General features: G+C 62.2%; 15 protein-coding genes. 8 read left to right on the top strand and 7 right to left on the bottom strand.

Annotated elements, in window-relative coordinates; genetic code table 11:
• The first annotated feature begins 28 nt into the window (after positions 1-28).
• Positions 29-2,122, top strand: coding sequence for a polyphosphate kinase 1 (gene ppk1 / locus BMZ36_RS11695; RefSeq protein WP_091196660.1), 2,094 nt, complete (start codon positions 29-31; stop codon positions 2,120-2,122).
• Positions 2,119-2,583 carry a SixA phosphatase family protein gene (locus BMZ36_RS11690; RefSeq protein WP_245747911.1) on the top strand — a complete coding sequence of 155 codons (465 nt, stop codon included), beginning with the start codon at positions 2,119-2,121 and terminating at the stop codon, positions 2,581-2,583. Before ppk1 ends, BMZ36_RS11690 begins: the two co-directional genes overlap by 4 nt.
• 388 nt (positions 2,584-2,971) lie before the next feature.
• On the opposite strand, the gene BMZ36_RS11685 is transcribed toward BMZ36_RS11690, so the two are convergent.
• From BMZ36_RS11685 to hemC, 4 genes are read right to left on the bottom strand one after another with little or no spacing between them, the layout of a single operon-like run.
• Positions 2,972-4,165, bottom strand: coding sequence for a heme biosynthesis HemY N-terminal domain-containing protein (locus BMZ36_RS11685; protein WP_091196653.1), 1,194 nt, complete (start codon positions 4,163-4,165; stop codon positions 2,972-2,974).
• Positions 4,162-5,211 carry a uroporphyrinogen-III C-methyltransferase gene (locus BMZ36_RS11680; protein WP_091196649.1) on the bottom strand — a complete coding sequence of 350 codons (1,050 nt, stop codon included), beginning with the start codon at positions 5,209-5,211 and terminating at the stop codon, positions 4,162-4,164. The genes BMZ36_RS11685 and BMZ36_RS11680 overlap by 4 nt, the downstream gene beginning before the upstream one ends.
• The gene (locus BMZ36_RS11675; RefSeq protein WP_091196646.1) at positions 5,201-6,004 is read right to left on the bottom strand and encodes a uroporphyrinogen-III synthase; all 804 of its coding nucleotides are present in this window, start codon (positions 6,002-6,004) and stop codon (positions 5,201-5,203) included. The genes BMZ36_RS11680 and BMZ36_RS11675 overlap by 11 nt, the downstream gene beginning before the upstream one ends.
• A complete protein-coding gene (gene hemC, locus BMZ36_RS11670; protein WP_091196643.1) occupies positions 6,001-6,930 on the bottom strand; it encodes a hydroxymethylbilane synthase in 930 nt (309 codons plus the stop codon). Before hemC ends, BMZ36_RS11675 begins: the two co-directional genes overlap by 4 nt.
• 190 nt (positions 6,931-7,120) lie before the next feature.
• Here hemC and BMZ36_RS11665 point away from each other — a divergent pair, with 190 nt between their 5' ends.
• Positions 7,121-7,612, top strand: a complete 492-nt coding sequence (locus tag BMZ36_RS11665) for a hypothetical protein (RefSeq protein WP_091196640.1) — start codon at positions 7,121-7,123, stop codon at positions 7,610-7,612.
• 34 nt (positions 7,613-7,646) lie between these two features.
• On the opposite strand, the gene BMZ36_RS11660 is transcribed toward BMZ36_RS11665, so the two are convergent.
• Together BMZ36_RS11660 and BMZ36_RS11655 are read right to left on the bottom strand one after the other, a co-directional pair.
• A complete protein-coding gene (locus BMZ36_RS11660) occupies positions 7,647-8,261 on the bottom strand; it encodes a trimeric intracellular cation channel family protein (RefSeq protein ID WP_091196636.1) in 615 nt (204 codons plus the stop codon).
• A 279-nt stretch (positions 8,262-8,540) separates the two neighbouring features.
• Positions 8,541-9,395, bottom strand: coding sequence for an alpha/beta fold hydrolase (locus BMZ36_RS11655; protein ID WP_091196633.1), 855 nt, complete (start codon positions 9,393-9,395; stop codon positions 8,541-8,543).
• Between the two features lie 255 nt (positions 9,396-9,650).
• Here BMZ36_RS11655 and BMZ36_RS11650 point away from each other — a divergent pair, with 255 nt between their 5' ends.
• On the top strand, positions 9,651-10,124 hold the full coding sequence (locus BMZ36_RS11650) for a 2TM domain-containing protein (protein WP_091196630.1): 474 nt from the start codon (positions 9,651-9,653) through the stop codon (positions 10,122-10,124).
• Positions 10,125-10,286: 162 nt separating this feature from the next.
• Here the strand turns inward: BMZ36_RS11650 and polA are convergent, their stop codons facing one another.
• A complete protein-coding gene (polA, locus tag BMZ36_RS11645; RefSeq protein WP_091196625.1) occupies positions 10,287-13,049 on the bottom strand; it encodes a DNA polymerase I in 2,763 nt (920 codons plus the stop codon).
• A 43-nt stretch (positions 13,050-13,092) separates the two neighbouring features.
• Between polA and BMZ36_RS11640 the strand changes: the two genes are divergently transcribed.
• From BMZ36_RS11640 to BMZ36_RS11625, 4 genes are all read left to right on the top strand, one after another.
• Positions 13,093-13,827 carry an LOG family protein gene (locus BMZ36_RS11640; RefSeq protein WP_091196621.1) on the top strand — a complete coding sequence of 245 codons (735 nt, stop codon included), beginning with the start codon at positions 13,093-13,095 and terminating at the stop codon, positions 13,825-13,827.
• A gap of 26 nt (positions 13,828-13,853) precedes the next feature.
• Positions 13,854-14,171, top strand: coding sequence for a DUF2782 domain-containing protein (locus BMZ36_RS11635; protein WP_091196618.1), 318 nt, complete (start codon positions 13,854-13,856; stop codon positions 14,169-14,171).
• A gap of 86 nt (positions 14,172-14,257) precedes the next feature.
• Entirely contained in the window at positions 14,258-15,181 is a 924-nt protein-coding gene (locus BMZ36_RS11630; RefSeq protein ID WP_091196614.1) for a homoserine kinase, read from the top strand.
• The gene (locus BMZ36_RS11625; protein ID WP_091196611.1) at positions 15,178-16,575 is read left to right on the top strand and encodes an FAD-binding oxidoreductase; all 1,398 of its coding nucleotides are present in this window, start codon (positions 15,178-15,180) and stop codon (positions 16,573-16,575) included. Before BMZ36_RS11630 ends, BMZ36_RS11625 begins: the two co-directional genes overlap by 4 nt.
• Positions 16,576-16,734: the final 159 nt, after the last annotated feature.

Below are 16,734 nucleotides of genomic sequence, written 5' to 3'. Positions count from 1 at the left end.
GTTTTGTCCTGTGGATGAATGCCGAAACATGATTTTCCGTCCCGCCGAAAACCAATTGCTGCTCAACCGAGAGCTGGGATTGCTGGAATTCAACCGCCGAGTATTGGCGCAAGCCGAAGACGAGCGCAATCCGCTTCTGGAGCGCCTGAAATTCCTGTGCATCGTCTCTTCCAACCTGGATGAGTTCTTCGAGGTGCGCGTGGCGTATCTCAAGGAATCAATCGCGCACAATCCCGGAATGGTGTTGCCCGAAGGGCTGACCGCGGAAGAGGCGATGCGCATGGTGTCGGTCGAGGCGCACGATCTGGTCGAACGGCAGTATCTGCTGCTGCGCGAAGTCATGTTTCCAGCGCTGCAGGCTGCGCGGATCCATTTCTTTCGGCGTTCGACCTGGGATGTCGCCCAGCGTGAATGGGTGCGCGATTACTTCTTCCGCGAGCTGAAGCCGATCCTCACGCCGATCGGGCTCGATCCGGCGCATCCGTTCCCGCGCGTGCTCAACAAATCACTGAATTTCATCGTTGAACTCGAAGGCAAGGATGCCTTCGGCCGCAGTTCCGGAATCGCCATTGTCCAGGCTCCGCGCGTGTTGCCGCGATTCGTCAAGCTGCCAATCGAAGTAAGTGGTGTCGAGAACGGATTTGTCTTCCTGTCCTCGATCCTGCACGCGCATGTCGACGAATTGTTCGCCGGCATGACGGTGCTGGGGTGCTACCAGTTCCGTGTTACACGCGATTCCGATGTTTCGGTGGACGACGAGGAGGTGAAGGATCTGCGTGCGGCGCTGGAAGGCGAACTGTCCCAGCGGCCGTTTGGCGATGCGGTGCGCCTGGAGGTCGCGGACAATTGCCCGGTGCATTTGCAGGAATTCCTGCAGACGCAGTTCGGGCTGTCCGATATGGATGTCTACCGCGTCAACGGCCCCGTGAACCTTGTTCGCCTGATGCAGGCACCGGACCAGATCGACCGCCCCGATCTGAAGTTCGAGCCCTTCCTGCCCGGCTTTCCGTCGGAACTCAAGGACAAATCGAACATCTTCACGGCCATCCGCAAGAGCGACATTCTGCTGCACCATCCCTACCAGTGCTTCACGCCGGTGATCGACCTGCTGCAGCAGGCCGCGGTCGATCCCGATGTCGTGGCGATCAAGATGACGGTCTACCGCACCGGCGCGGAATCGGTGCTGATGGAAGCCCTGCTGGCCGCGGCGCGCAACGGCAAGCAGGTGACGGTGGTTGTCGAACTGATGGCGCGTTTCGACGAAGAGGCGAATATCGGCTGGGCTTCGAAGCTGGAGCGGGCCGGTGCGCACGTGGTTTATGGCGTCTACGGCTACAAGACCCATGCCAAGATGCTGCTGATCGTGCGGCGCGAAAACGGCATCTTGCGGCGCTACGCCCATTTGGGAACCGGCAATTACCACCCGCGCACGGCGCGGCTCTACACTGATTTTGGCCTGATGACCACGGACGAGGACATTACCGACGACGTGAGCGACGTCTTCATGCAACTCACGGGGCTCGGGCAAGCGGGCCAGCATCGCGTTTTGCTGCAATCGCCGTTCACCATGCTTTCCAGTCTGCTGCGCATGGTCGATCGCGAAATCGCCCATGCCCGCGCGGGGCGCAAGGCGGTGATCATCGCCAAGATGAACGCCTTGCTCGAAGAATCCGTCGTTTCCAAGCTGTACGAAGCCTCGCAGGCCGGTGTGACGATCCACCTGATCGTGCGCGGCGTATGCGCGCTGCGTCCCGGCATTCCCGGCATTTCGGACAACATCCAGGTGCGCTCGATCATCGGCCGCTTCCTGGAGCACCACCGCGTTTTCTACTTCTACAACGATGGCGCGGAAGACGTGTATCTGTCCTCTGCCGACTGGATGGAGCGCAACCTGCACCGCCGTATCGAGATTGCCTTTCCGGTCAAGAGCCCGAAGCTCAAGCGCCGCGTGTTGCGCGAAGGCTTGCAGTCCTACCTGATCGACAACGTGCAGGCGTGGGAAATGCTTTCCGACGGACGTTACCGGCGCAAACGCCCGCGCGGCGGCAAGGAACGTTGCGCGCAGGATCTGCTGTTCGCCGATCTTGTCACCAAATCCCGCCGGCAGGATAAAGAAAAATGATGGACCTGATTCTCTGGCGCCATGCCGAAGCCGAATACGATGCCCCTTCCGACCTCAAGCGTCGTCTGACGTCCAGGGGGCACAAGCAGGCAGAGAAAATGGCGCAATGGCTTTCTGCCCGCCTCGACGGCAAGAAGCCGCGGCTTTTTGCCAGCGGTGCTTTGCGGGCGCAGGAAACGCTGGCAGCGCTGTCGCACGATTTTGTCGTCGATCCGCGCCTCAATCCGGGCACGCGCCCGGAGCGCTATCTGGAAGTTTGCGGCTGGCCGGGCGACGGAGAAGGCTCGGTGATCATCGCCGGGCACCAGCCGGAGATCGGTCGGCTCGCGGGCCTGCTACTTTCGGGGCGGGAACAGGACTGGTCGGTCAAGAAAGGCGCGATCTGGTGGTTCCAGCGCCGGGAACGCGCGGGTTACGTTGAATGCAATCTGCGGGTGATGATGACCCCGGACATGCTGTGAACGGCATCATCCACCAATAAAAACCGGCGTTCTGCCGCCATACCATCCACTTATCTTATGCGCCTGCGGCGCAGGGTTTAGGGCCGGTTCCGCCCGGCAGGCGGGAAAGGGATTTGTCTCGCCAAATCCCCTTCAGCCCCAGGTGAGTGCTGCATGCAGCGCTGGTCAAGAAAAATGCCGTTCACTTGGCTGAAGTGAACGGCATTAGCGTTTGTGCCGGTTTTTTTGCTTCCGTTCAGGTTGTTACAGGAAGCTCTGAACAAGCCGGCGAGAAGGCGCAGGGCAAGGAGCCCGGAGCGCAGAAACCGCAATGTATGTGCAAATACATGAGGATTTCGAGCCCCGCGCGACGCCGCCTGCGCCTTCGCAGCAATTGTTCAGAGTTTCCTCAGCGTGCCAGTGCCAGATCCAGACTTGCCCGGTAATGGTGGTTGGCCTCTTCCGTGCGCTCCAGCATCTCGCAGAGTTGGCCCAGTTCGGCATGCGCGGCCGCCGTTGGCTGGACGGCGATGCTGGCCTCCAGATAGTTCTGGGCCTTGCCCCACAGCGATTTGGTGCGGCAGAGACGGCCCAGCGTCAGCAGCAGCCGGTGGTCGTCGCTGTGCAGGGTCAGCCAGTTCTCGGCATGGGCAAGCTGTTCTTTCAGCGACCCGTTGTCGAGTTTCAGCGTGCCATAGCATTCGGCCAGCTCGCTGGACCAGTTCTTTTCCAGCGCGGCTTCGATGGCCTTGCGGGCCAATTCCGGTTCGCCGATGTTGACGTAGCTGTCCACGAGCGCGTGCACGAGCTGCGGTTGGCTGCGGTCTTCTTCGGGCAGGCGGCGCCACCATTCCTTGAGTTCTTCGGCGGAAAGTGTTTGCTGGCGCAGCTTTTGCAGGCATGCATGCAGGTGCAGGCGGTGAAGCTGTTCGTGGTCGAGAGCCTCGGCGCGCGCCAGTTGGTCGAGCAGCTTGAGCACGGCGTCCGGGTTGCCCTCGCGTTGGCGTAGTCGCAATTCCAGACGCAGGGCGGCGGTGAGCTTGGGTGAGATAGCGCGTGCTTCTTCCAGCGCCTTGCCGGCTTCGGGGAAGCGGCGTTCGTCGAGCAGCAGTTCGGCCTTGGTCATGGCCGTGGCGAGGTGTGTCGGGCCGAAACGCTGGAGCAGGGCTTCGAAGCGGCGGTCGCGGCGCTCGAAATCGCGCATCAGGTGGGCTGCGCGCGCGGCCAGGATGGCATTGACCGCGAAGGCGTCATTGTTGTCGCTGGCGGCCATGGCTTCTTCGGCCAGTCGCTCGGCGCGCTGGTAGCGGCCCTCGAAAAAGGCCAGGCGCGCTTCGCGTTCGGCGCGCAGCGCGGTCTCGGCGCGCTTGCGGTTGCGGAAGGCGCTTACGCGCAACGGCAGCGTGGTGATTTCCGCCACGATCCGCAACAGGCCATAGAGCAAAGCCACGAAGACGACCAGCGCGATGATGGCGACGTTGAGCGAGAGCTCGATGCGCCACGGCGGAACGAAAAGCAGCGCATAGCCGGTGTTGACTTGGGCGAACAGGGTCAGGCCGACGGCCAGCGCAAAGAGACCGATGATCCAGAACAGCGTTTTCACGGCTTGACCCTTTCCGCGGTGGCGCGGGCGTTGCGTGCGGCGGCGAGGCTGCCGCCCAGATCCGGCAACTTGAGCGCCAGCGGCGCAGCGATCAGCTCCTGGATTTGCCCGATTTTATTGGCGGTTTGCGGTGCGCGCTTGTCGAAATACTGGTTCAGGTAATCGTTGACCGCGCGCAGATCGGCACGGTAGGTGGTTTCGTCTCGCAGCAGCAGGGCGGTGCGTGCATCCATCAGGCGCAGCTTGATGTTTTCGCGCAGGAAGAATGCCTGTTCCGGTGAAAGCAGCATGGCATCGGGCTTGTCCATTCGGCGAATCTGAATCAGCTGTTTCATGGCGTGCCAGACCTCGGAGCCGAAGCGCGTAAGCCGGTCAGTCTTGACTTGCTGGGCGGGAAGCGGCGCTGCCGGTTCGCGGAAGCCGTCGATGGCGAGCGGCAGCTTGTCGAGCGAGGTAGCGAGCGAATCGAGCTTGACGGTAATGCCAGCGAGATCGGAAGGCGGCAGGGCCTTGAGTGTATCCAGGTCTTTGCTCACAGCCTGACGCACGCTGAGGAGTTCCGGGCGGTTGAGCTGGCCCAGTTTCTGGTCGATGCCGGCCAGGGTGACCAACGCGGAGGCGACGTTGCCGGTCAGTTGCAACTGCTGGCTGGCGAAGGTCAGCGTCTGTTCGATCTCGGCCAGCGTACGGCCGGAATCGCTGCGGGTCAGCGCGTCGTACATCGTGGCGAGCGCGGCCTGCTGGCTGCGGGCATCGGCCTGACGCGCCTCGATGACCGCGAGGCGGGCATCCAGTTGCTGCTGGTGCTGCGTGGCGCTGCCCTGCAGGGATTGCAGTTCCTGCTGCGATTTATTGCCCTGCGACAGGACCTGGCTGACTTCCTGGCGCAGGCTCTCGGCCACGTAATACTGGTAGGCGCCGAAGCCCGAAGCGACCAGCAGGGCCGCCACGGACATGGCCAGAGGCGGCGATATGGTCAGCTTGCGCTTGGGTTGCGGGGCCGGCTTGAGCGCGGCGGAGAGCGAATCTTGCGGGTTATCCGACATTTTGCTGTTCTTCGCGGTGATTGCCCGGCCCGGAGTCCGGAGCGAAATAGTGGGAAACAGAAGCCATTATCCCGGCATCGCCGGCGGCTGTCAGTCGTACCGAGCTTGCGCCCAGTCCGCGCAGCGTTTCGACGATGCGCGTGTGCGGCGCAAAGTACAGTTGTGATTGTAGCTGCTGCCGCGTCTTGTCTCCAGCCAGGCGGAAAAGGTGTTGCGCGGCTTCCGAACTGCTGACGACGATTCCGTCGCACCCCGCTGCGAGCTCGGCGACCAGCCGGGTTTCGTCGAAGATGGGCGGCAGGCGCCGGTAGGCGCCGATGCAATCGACACTGGCGCCTCGTGTCCTGAGCGTTTGCGGCAATTCCTCGCGCCCGCTTTCGCCGCGGAACAGCACGACCCGCTTGCCGGCCAAGTCCTGCAGCGCAGGCTCGGTCAGCAGCCCGGCGCTGTCGAACTGGCCGGTTGGCTGGATGACGGCAGGAATACCCAACTCCCGCGCCCGTGCCGCACTGCCCGGCCCCATGACCGCGACGGGAAGGCCGGCGGGCCAGGGGCAGGGCAAGTGTTCGAAAACCTTTTCCAGCGCCGAGGGGCTGACGAAAACCGCCAGATCGTAGTTGTCCAGGTTCTGCAGCGCCTGTTGCAGGGGGGCCGTATCCAGCGGAGGGGCGATTTCCAGCAAGGGGAGCAGCACGGGAATGGCCCCGACCTGTTCCAGCAGGCTGCGCAAACCAGCCGACTGGTTCCGGGGACGGGTGATCCAGATGCGGTGGCCGGCCAGTGCGGAGCTCATGCGCCGGTCTGTTCGAGGATTGCCGCCGCACCGTCTGCCAGAAGGCGTTCGGCCAGTTGCAGGCCGAGCGGCCCGGATTCGGCGACAGGGCCGCGAACGGCGGCGCGCACCATGCGGCTGCCGTCGGGCAGGGCGACGAAAGCGGTAAGCGCGAGTTGTCCCGCATCCGCCTCGCAGAAGGCGCCCAGCGGCAACTGGCACGAGCCGTTGAGCCGGCGCGAGAGCGCGCGTTCGGCGTTGACGCAGGCGGCAGTCAGCGGATGGTCGAGCGGGGCGAGCAGCGCCATGAGGTCGGCGCGGTCGGCGCGGATCTCCAGCGCCAGCGCGCCTTGCCCCGGCGCGGGCAGGCTCTCGGCCGGGGACAGATATTCGCGGATGCGGTTTTCCAGCCCGAGACGCTTGAGCCCCGCCGCCGCGAGCACGATGCCGTGATACTCGCCTGCATCCAGCTTGCCCAGCCGGGTACCAACATTGCCGCGCAATGGACGGATCACGAGATGCGGAAAACGCGCCCGGATCTGGCTTTCGCGGCGCAGGCTGGAGGTGCCGACGATGCTGCCCGGCGGCAGGTCGGCAAGTTTTTCGAAACGGTTGGAAACGAAGGCGTCACGCGGGTCTTCGCGCTCGCAGACGGCTGCCAGCGTCAGGCCCGAAGCAAGCGCCATCGGTACATCTTTCATGGAATGCACGGCCAGATCGGCGCGGCCATCGAGCAGTGCCTGCTCCAGTTCCTTGACGAACAAACCCTTGCCGCCGATCTTGTTGAGCGTGACATCGAGAATCCGGTCGCCCTGCGTAGTCAGCCCCAGCAACTCGACGCACAGGCCGGGATAGAGCGCCTGCAAGCGTTGCCGGACATGGTGCGCCTGCCAAAGGGCCAGCGGGCTTTCGCGGGTGGCGATCGTGATGCGGTCGGGAAGTTTCAAAAGACGGGCTCCGGTAGAGGGCTGGAGCCTATTTAATCAGCAACGGCAGGGTTTATCAAAGGCAGCATTGGCACCCGTCCGTCTTTTATCCAGCGTAAAGCGGTGAAGGGTTTGTTGCCGCGCATAGACTTGGCTATGGTGATTACACGTATTCGGCCATGGGGCCGCAATCACCTGGCAGGAGAAAATCATGCAGCGAACGAATTGGCGTAATGGGAAATTCCTGGCTCTGCTGGTGGCCGGCCTTTTTGCCGCAGGGGCCGCTCAGGCCGATAAGCCGTCGTGGGCGGGAGAAAAACCGGGTAAGGGCGCAGAAAAGCACAAGGGTAAGGAGGGGGCTCGCGACAAGGAGTATCGCAGCGGTGGTCGCGCCCATTTTGAAGACCGTCACCGTCTGGTCGTCCGTGAATATTATGCGGATCGTTACCGTGCCGGCCGCTGCCCGCCGGGATTGGCCAAGAAGAACAACGGCTGCCTGCCGCCCGGCCAAGCCAAGAAATGGGTTGTGGGCCGCCCGTTGCCGGCGGACGTCGTCTATTACAGCGTTCCGGCCGCGCTGGTCGTGAAGCTGGGGCCGCCGCCGGCGGGCCACCGCTATGTGCGCGTCGCGGCGGATATTCTGCTGATCGCGGTCGGAACCAGCATGGTCGTGGATGCCGTCCAGGACTTGAGCGGCATGTAGTTTTCAATGAAGGGGTGGGCGATCCGCCCCTTTTCTATTCCGATTCCGCTTGAGTCGAAAGCCAGACCGGCATTTCCAGGTGCCGGTAAATGGCCGTCGCGCGCAGGCCGAAAGCGCAAGTCATCGCCAGCAGTCCGCTCAGGAAATTGTTCATGAAGTGCCCGGTGACCACGTAGACCGTGCAGCCCAGCAGGATCGGCGTGGCGTAAAGCTCGCGCGACATCAGCAGCGAAGGCCGCCCGGCCAGCGTATCGCGCATGATGCCGCCGCCGATGCTGGTCAAGAGCCCCATCAGCACCGCGACCGGCTCGCTGAAATGCAGGCTGAGCAATTTTTCCGCCGCCGTGATGCCGAAGAGCGCCGCGCCCAAGCCATCGAGATACAGCAGCCACTGGTAGGTATGCTGCAAGCGCTTGACGAGGAAAAAAGCCAGCAGCGCCGCGCCGATGGCCGACCAGGCGTAGGTGAAATCGCGAACCCAGTAGATCGGAATACCCAGCAGCGTATCGCGGATTGTCCCCCCGCCGATGGCGGTGACCACGCCGAGCACCACCGCGCCGAATACGTCGACGCCCTGCTGGCGCACGGCCAGCACGCCGGTGATGGCAAAAACGGCAATGCCGAGGTTTTCCACGAGATAGAGCGTCATGCTTTGGGCCGGTTGATGCGAATCAGGCTATTTTAGCAGGCGGGGGCGATGGGGCCCCATTGTAGTGCGGGTTAGCCGCAGGCGTAACCCGCAAAAGCCATGGGCTCGATGACGGGGGAAGAAAGGCCGGCAGCGGTTCATGACGCGCCATTCCGCGCGGGTTCCCGCCGGGAACCTCGCCCTACGGAAACCCGAACTACTTGGCTGGGAATTCCGCACACAGCGCCGCGGGCCATGCGAAAAGACACCGCCCAGTTGGTAGAAGCGAACGCGTAGCGTTTAGTACGATGCGCCGCGAATAAAGCGAGCGATGCCCGCTGTCACTTCTGCTTCTTGTTCGAAGAAACCATGCGGCGAGCGCCCCATGCAAGCACTGAGTGTCGGACGGCGACTGGTTGCGCCCGGCCCGCCGGTGACAGTGACGATCTGCAGCCGTTTGCTGCGGGTTCGTGCGGCGACATCGCTCATCAGGCTTGCGGGGGAGCGCAGGCATTGATCGGCGGCGTGCCCCACCATCAGCAGGGGGATTTCGATGGACTCCAGCGGCAGATCAAAAACCGTTTGCGCTACCCAGTCTTTTTGCCCGCGACTGCCCACGGTCAGGACAGACGTCAAAATAACACCATCGGGGGCATTCTTTCCGGACAGTCTTGCCGCGGCATTGGCTGCGGAAATGGAGCCCCGGCTGGTTCCGATTACCCAGACGGGCTTGTTTGTCCGGGCGCGGAGATCGGCAATGATCTTGCCCAAATCCTCGGCATGTTGCGGGGCATTGCGAAACCCGGCCAATCCATCTCCATCGGAGTAATCCGAAGGCGCATCAACCAAGGCGGTGAGCAGGTTTTCGGCATTGAACAGCGGGGCCGAGCGCACCAGCGAGTTACCCTCCAGCGCCTGCGGACAGCCATTCGCATCCAGGTCGAGTACGCCGCCGCCCCCTGCAAGCAACACGACACTGGCCTCGACCTTTTGCGGGGCGGAAAGCGTATAGCGGGTAGTGGAGTTGCCGTGGGTGTTGATCGTCATCACTTCCCCGCATGCTCGCGGAGTGGCGCTGGATTGGGCCATGACGGTTGTGGCGGTGAATACGAGCAAGTGGGCGGCAAGTGCCAAAGAAATGTTTTTGTTGATCACACAATGTACCTCATTCCGATTACCCCCACTTTCGCGAGCAGCCCAATCAACGCCATGCGAGCGATTACGCTACGCGCCTACACCCCTCAGATTTTAGACGCCATTCCGCGCGGATTCCCGTCAGGAACCACGCCCTACGAAATCCGAACTACTTGGCTTTTGCGGCAGCCATGACGTGTTGTTGTCGCCCCTCTGTCGTGGTGAAATGGTCTACTCCCTGTCAAATTGAGTGCTCCGCAGCACAGGAGCTTGAAAATGTCGGTTCAGAAATTGCGTCTCAAACATGGTTGGTCCCAGCAGCAACTTGCAGAAATCAGCGGTCTTAGTGTGCGCACGATTCAGCGCATCGAGGCTGGGCAACCGGCCAGTACAGAATCTCTCAAGTCTCTGGCTGCAGTTTTCCAAGTCGACTTTTTAACCCTTGATCCGGAGCATGCCATGAACACGAACACCAACTCACTTTGTGAGCAGCAGGAAACCGAAGCTTTTGACTTCGTTCGCAGATTGCGCCGCTTTTACATGCATCTTTTTCGCTACATCGTTGTTACGCTGGCTTTACTGGCCATCAACCTGATCCTGACCCCGCACAAAATGTGGGTATTCTGGGTAATGGGAGGCTGGGGGCTCGGCGTTTTGCTGCATGCAAGCCGTGTTTTCAGACCCGACTGGTTTCTTGGCGCGGAGTGGGAACGGCGGCAGGTGGAAAAGCGGCTGGGCCGGCCGCTTTGATGCGGAAGCCCGTAGGGTCGTAGGTGCGTAGCGTAATCGCACACATGGTGTTGATTGCGCACACGTCATTGATCGGGCGAATACGCGAAGCAATCCGCCCCGCGATGGCTCAAGCAGCCAATAATGGCGAAATGTCGCTTCGCTCCGATTCCGCCATACGGCTCAATGCGCCTCATCCCAATTCATTCCCACCCCCACTTCTGCAAGCAACGGTACGGCTAGGTTGGCGATACCGGCCATGCGCTTGGGCAGTTCGGCGCGCACCAGTGCGACTTCGCTGTCCGGTACTTCGAGCACCAGTTCATCGTGCACTTGCAGAACCAGCCTGGATTGCAGCTTTTCGCTTTCCAGCCAGCGTGCGACGTCGATCATCGCCAGCTTGATCAGGTCGGCGGCGGTGCCTTGCATCGGCGCGTTGATCGCGGCACGTTCGGCTCCGGCGCGGCGCATCGGGTTGGGGGAGTTGATTTCCGGCAGCCACAGGCGACGGCCGTAGACGGTTTCGACGTAGCCGTGCGACTTGGCTTCGGCGCGGGTGCGCTCCATGTAGGCGGCGACGCCGGGGAAGCGGCCGAAGTAGCGGTCGATGTAGGTCTGGGCCGCGCTACGCTCGATTTCGAGCTGGCTCGCGAGGCCGAACGCGCTCATGCCGTAGATCAGGCCAAAGTTGATGGTCTTGGCGTAGCGGCGCTGTTCGTGGCTGACTTCGTCCGGCGTGCAGCCGAATACTTCGGCGGCGGTGGCGCGGTGGATGTCGAGGCCTTCGGCAAAGGCTTTAAGCAGTGCGGCATCGCCGGAAAGATGCGCCATGATGCGCAGTTCGATCTGCGAATAGTCGGCAGAGACGATCTTGCAGCCTTCCGGGGCGATGAAGGCTTCGCGGATGCGGCGCCCTTCTTCGGTGCGCGCCGGGATGTTCTGCAGGTTGGGCTCGCTGGAAGCCAGTCGCCCCGTGACCGCTACGGCTTGGCTGAAGCTCGTGTGCACGCGCCCGGTGGCCGGGTTGATCATCAGTGGCAGCTTGTCGGTGTAGGTGGATTTCAGTTTCGACAGCGAGCGGTGTTCGAGCAGCACCTTGGGCAGCGGGAAATCGCGCGCCAGCTCCTGCAACACTTCTTCGTCGGTCGAGGGTGCGCCTTTCGGGGTTTTCTTGATGACCGGCAGCTTGAGCTGGTCGAAGAAGATTTCGCCGATCTGCTTCGGGCTGGCGAGATTGAACGGCTGGCCGGCTAATTCATAGGCTTGGCGTTCCAGTGCGATCAGGCGCAGGCCCAGTTCGTGGCTCTGGCGTGCAAGCTTGTGCGGATCGAGCAGGATGCCGGTGCGCTCCATGCGGAACAGCACTTCGCGCGCGGGCAGTTCGATGTCGCGGTAGAGTTTTTCCAGCGCCGGTTCGGTGGCGAGTTTGGCTCCGAGCGATTGCGCCAGCCGGAAGGTGATGTCGGCATCCTCGGCCGCGTAGGCGGTGGCATCGGGAACGGCGACCTCGTCGAAACCGATGGCCTTGGCGCCCTTGCCGCAGATGTCCTCGTAGTGGATCGTCGTTTCGCCGAGTTCGCGCGCGGCGAGGTCGTCCATGTTGTGCTTTTCGTGGCTCGCGAGCACGTAGGACATCAGCATGGTGTCGTCGACAATGCCGGCGAGCGCGATGCCATGGTTGGCGAACACGTGCTGGTCGTATTTCAGGTTCTGGCCGAGTTTTTTGTGAGTGGCAGATTCCAGCCACGGTTTGAGCTTGGCGAGCGCCCCATCGAACGGGAGTTGCTCCGGCGCATCCGGGCCGCGGTGTGCGAGCGGCAGGTAGGCCGCCACGCCCGGTTCGCACGAGAACGACAGGCCGACGATGCGCGCGGCGAACGGGTCGAGGCTGGTGGTTTCGGTATCGACCGCAACGATGGGTGCGGCGAGCAATTTCACCAGCCAGTCATCGAGCCGGGCTTCGGTCAGGATGCACTCGTAGTGGCGCTCCACCTTGGCAGGCGTTGTGGCTTCTATGGTTGCGGGCACTGGCTGTTCGGCGAACAGGTCGGTAGCGAACAGGTCCGTTGTGGCAGGCTTGCTTTGCAGGTGAGCTTCGGCCTCTTTGGTCCAGGTCTTGAAGGCGTAGCGGTTGAACAGGCTGTGCAGCGTGGCCCAGTCGGTGGCTTGCGGCTTGAGGCTTTCGACGCCGTGCGGCAGCTCGGCTTGCAGGTCGACATCGCATTTGATCGTGACGAGCGTTTTGGCCATCGGCAGCCAGGCGAGCGTATCGCGCAGGTTCTGGCCAACCACCCCCTTGATGCCGTCGGCGTTGGCGACCAACTGATCGAGCGAGCCGTATTCGCCTAACCATTTTGCGGCGGTTTTTGGCCCGCACTTGGGCACGCCGGGCACGTTGTCCGAGGTATCGCCCACGAGCGCCAGATAATCGACGATTTGATCCGGGCGTACGCCGAATTTTTCCAGTACGCCGGCTTCGTCGAGCACTTCGCCGGACATCGAATTTTCGATGCGGACATGGGCGTTGACGAGCTGCGCCATGTCCTTGTCGCCGGTCGACATGATGGTTTCGATGCCGTGTTGCGTGCCCCAAGCGGCGAGCGTGCCGATCACATCGTCGGCTTCCACGCCATCGACCATCAGGATCGGGATGCCGAAGGCGCGCACGGCGGTGTGGATCGGTTCGATCTGCACGCGCAACTCGTCGGGCATCGGCGGGCGCTGCGCCTTGTATTCGGGATAAAGCTCGTCGCGGAAGGTTTTACCTTTGGCGTCGAATACGCAAGCGATATAATCCGCCGGCGTTTTTTCGCGCAGTTTCTTGAGCATGTTGACGAAGCCGTACAGGGCATTGCTCGGCGTGCCGTCGGGTGCCGAAAGCGACTGGATCGCATGGAAGGCGCGGTAGAGGTAGGAAGAACCATCAATCAGCAACAAAGTGGGCACGGAAAGCCTCTATACTAAAAACAGGTCAAAAAACGGATATGTCATGAGCCTCAAGGACAAGCTGCCCGAAAGCATTGAAACCGCCAAGCCCAACGATACGACCGGAATTCTGGCGCGCGAAGCGTGGCGTGTATTCGGCATCATGGCCGAATTCGTCGAAGCAACCGAGCGTTTGCAGTCGATCCGGCCCGCGGTGTCGATTTTCGGCTCTGCGCGAACACCGAAAGACCACGCCTATTATAAGCTCACCGAGGAAATTGCCCGCCTGCTTTCGGATTCCGGTTTCGCGGTGATCTCGGGCGGTGGCCCCGGCATCATGGAAGCGGCGAACAAGGGCGCCTATCACGGCAAGTCGCCGTCGGTGGGTCTGAACATCCAGTTGCCGCACGAACAGCATGGCAACCCGTATCAGGATATCTCGCAGACGTTCCGCCATTTCTTTGCGCGCAAGGTCATGTTCGTGCGCCATGCCAGTGCCTACGTGGTCATGCCGGGCGGGTTCGGCACGCTCGACGAGTTGTCCGAAGCGCTGACGCTGATCCAGACCGGCAAGTCGCGCAAGATTCCGATCATTCTCGTCGGCCAGCCTTTCTGGGGCGGGCTGGTGGACTGGTTCCACCAGACGCTGGTCGGCGAAGGCATGATCAGCCCGGAAGACATGAACCTCTTGCAGGTGATCGACGAGCCCAAACTGATCGTCGATGCGATTTTCAAATTCTACGAACGGCGCGGTTTCGAACCTTCCGCTGCCGAACGCGAAATGCAGTTCAGCCTCTGACCGCCGGGTCAGGAAAGGAAACCATCATGCGCCGCTTCTTGCTGCTTGCCCTTTTTCCCGTCATGGTTCTGGCCGCTCCGGCCCCCGTGCCCGCTCCGGCCGAACCGCCGCTCGTGCCGCAACCCGGTGCGACCGATGAACCGGAAGTCCGGATCGTCGAAAGCAAGGATGGTACCGTCACCGAATACCGCCGCCACGGCAAGCTGTACATGATGAAGGTGACGCCGAAAGGAGGCGTGCCCTATTACCTGATCGACAACGAAGGCAAGGGGCGCTTCGACCGTGCGGATCTGCCGGCCAACGGACGGATTGCCGTTCCGCACTGGGTGCTGTTCGAGTTCTGATTTTTGTTGTTTGACCGCTTCCGTGTGCGGTTTTCCGGCACGGGGGCGGTTTTTGCTTTTTACCTCATCTGAAGCCTGTATCTGCAATGTCTGTTTTTACTGTCGTGACGCCCGACGATCTGGCGCCTTTTCTTCAACTCCGCGCGGTTGGCGATCTCCTCGAACTCAAGGGCATTTCCGCCGGTGTCACCAACACCAATTACTTCGTGACGACGACGCAGGGACGCTATGTGCTGACCCTGTTCGAAACGCTGCGCGCGGATGAATTGCCGTTCTACGTCGATCTCATGAGCCACCTGGCGCATCGTGGTGTAGCCGTTGCGCGACCGATCGGGGCGGTTGAAACCCTGTGCGGCAAACCGGCGCTGCTGGCCGAAAGGCTGAGCGGCACCGTGGTCGAACAGCCTTCGCCGCAGCAATGCCATGCGGTGGGCGTCATGCTGGCGCGCATGCATCTGGCAGCCGCCGATTATCCGGCGCGCATGCCCAACCCCCGCGGCCCTGCGTGGTGGACGCGCACCGTCCGGGCGTTGCTGCCCCAAGTGTCGGCGGAAGAGGCCGAAATGCTGCGTGCGGAGGTGGCGTTGCAGCAGGCACACCGCTTCGACGACCTGCCCGCCGGGGTTGTCCATGCCGACCTGTTCCGCGACAACGTGCTGATGGACGGCGAGCGGGTCGGCGGCTTCATCGATTTCTTCTACGCCTGCAACGATGCGCTGCTCTTCGATCTGGCGATTGCCGTCAACGACTGGTGCCCGCTGCCGGACGGCGATATCGATGCCGGGCGCGTGCGTGCCATGCTGGCTGGCTACCAATCGATCCGCGCACTGACGGCGCAGGAAAAAAACGATTGGCCGGTGATGCTGCGCGCCGCTGCCCTGCGCTTCTGGGTTTCCCGTTTGCTGGATTACCACCGGCCGAGTGAGGGTGAGATGGTGCTGGTCAAGGATCCGGACTGGTTCCGGCTCATCATCGCTCACCATGCCCAACGCGAGGATTTCTGGTTATGACCACTTCGTTCCTGGCCGCCTTGCAGGCATTGCTCGATCCCGCAGGAATCCTGACCGACGAAACCGCGTTGGCCGGATACTGTCTGGATCAGCGGCGCCGCTACCGCGGCCAGGCGTTGGCGGTGGCTCGTCCACGCTCCTGCGAAGAGGTCGCCGCCGTGGTGCGGCTTTGCGCCGAACATGGCGTACCGATCGTGCCGCAGGGTGGCAATACCGGTAATTGCGGTGCGGCCACGCCGGACGAGAGCGGCTCGGCGCTGATCCTGTCGCTGGAGCGCATGAACCGGATTCTGGAAGTCGATGCGGACAACAACACGATCACGGTCGAAACCGGCGTGATTCTGGCGGATGCCCAAGCCGCCGCGCGCGCGGCAGGGCGTCTGCTGGCCGCGGACTGGGCCGCTGCGGCTTCGTGCCAGATCGGCGGCGCGCTGGCGGTCAATGCGGGTGGGGTCAATGTCCTGCGTTACGGCAACATGCGTGAACAAACGCTCGGCCTGGAAGTAGTGCTGGCCAGCGGCGAAATCTGGGGCGGGCTGCGTGCGCTGCGCAAGGACAACACCGGCTATGACCTGAAACAGCTTTTCATCGGCGCGGAAGGTACGCTCGGCATCATCACCCGCGCCGTGCTGCGTCTCTTCCCTTTGCCCACGGCGCAGGCGCTCGCACTCGTGGCATTCCCCGATCCGGATGCGGCGCTGGCCCTGCTGCGCGATCTCCAGGGACGGGTCGGCGACCGGGTGACATCGTTCGAACTGATCGGCCAGCCCTGCCTTGAGTTGCTGGCCAAACATTTCCCGCAACTGCCGCAACCGTTCTCACCCGCGCCGCAATGGCTGGCGCTGATCGAATTGTCCGATTGCGGCGACAGCGCAGAGCTGTCCGACAAGCTGATCGAAGCCTTGGCCGAATCGGAAATCGAAGATGCCGTGCTGGCGCGCAATGCGGCGGAAAGCGAGGCACTGTGGCGGCTGCGCGAGGAGATCGCCGAAGCGCAGCGCCGCGAGGGCGTGAGCATCAAGCACGACATCAGCCTGCCGGTGAGCCGCGTCCCCGCCTTTCTTGCCGAGTGCGGCCCCAAGCTGCAGGCGGAATTCCCCGACGCGCAAATTGTCGCCTTCGGCCATCTGGGCGACGGCAACCTGCACTACAACGTCTTCCGTGCCGACAAGAGCCAGGCCGCCTACCAAGCCGAAGCAGCGATCAATGCCATCGTCTATGGCTGCGTGACGCAACTGGGCGGCAGCATCAGCGCCGAACACGGCATCGGCCAGCTCAAGGTTGATGCGCTGACACAATACCGCAGCAAGCTGGAGCTCGACCTGATGCGCGGCATCAAGCAGCTTCTGGACCCGCAAAACCTGATGAATCCGGGCAAGGTGCTGCGATTTTAAGCAGGACTAATGCTTACATTCCATCCCGGATAAGCTATTATCCCGTTTGATTGACAACCTTTTGATTTATAAGCGATTGCTTATATTGCGTGCGGTTATGTCGAGAGCGGCTTAAATTCCGTGGTTTGCCGATATATGATTTGAACCGGGGGTTGATTT

The sequence above is a fragment of the Formivibrio citricus genome (genome assembly GCF_900115065.1).
Classification (GTDB): Bacteria; Pseudomonadota; Gammaproteobacteria; order Burkholderiales; family Chitinibacteraceae; genus Formivibrio; species Formivibrio citricus.
This window is presented reverse-complemented; position numbering and strand designations above follow the sequence as displayed.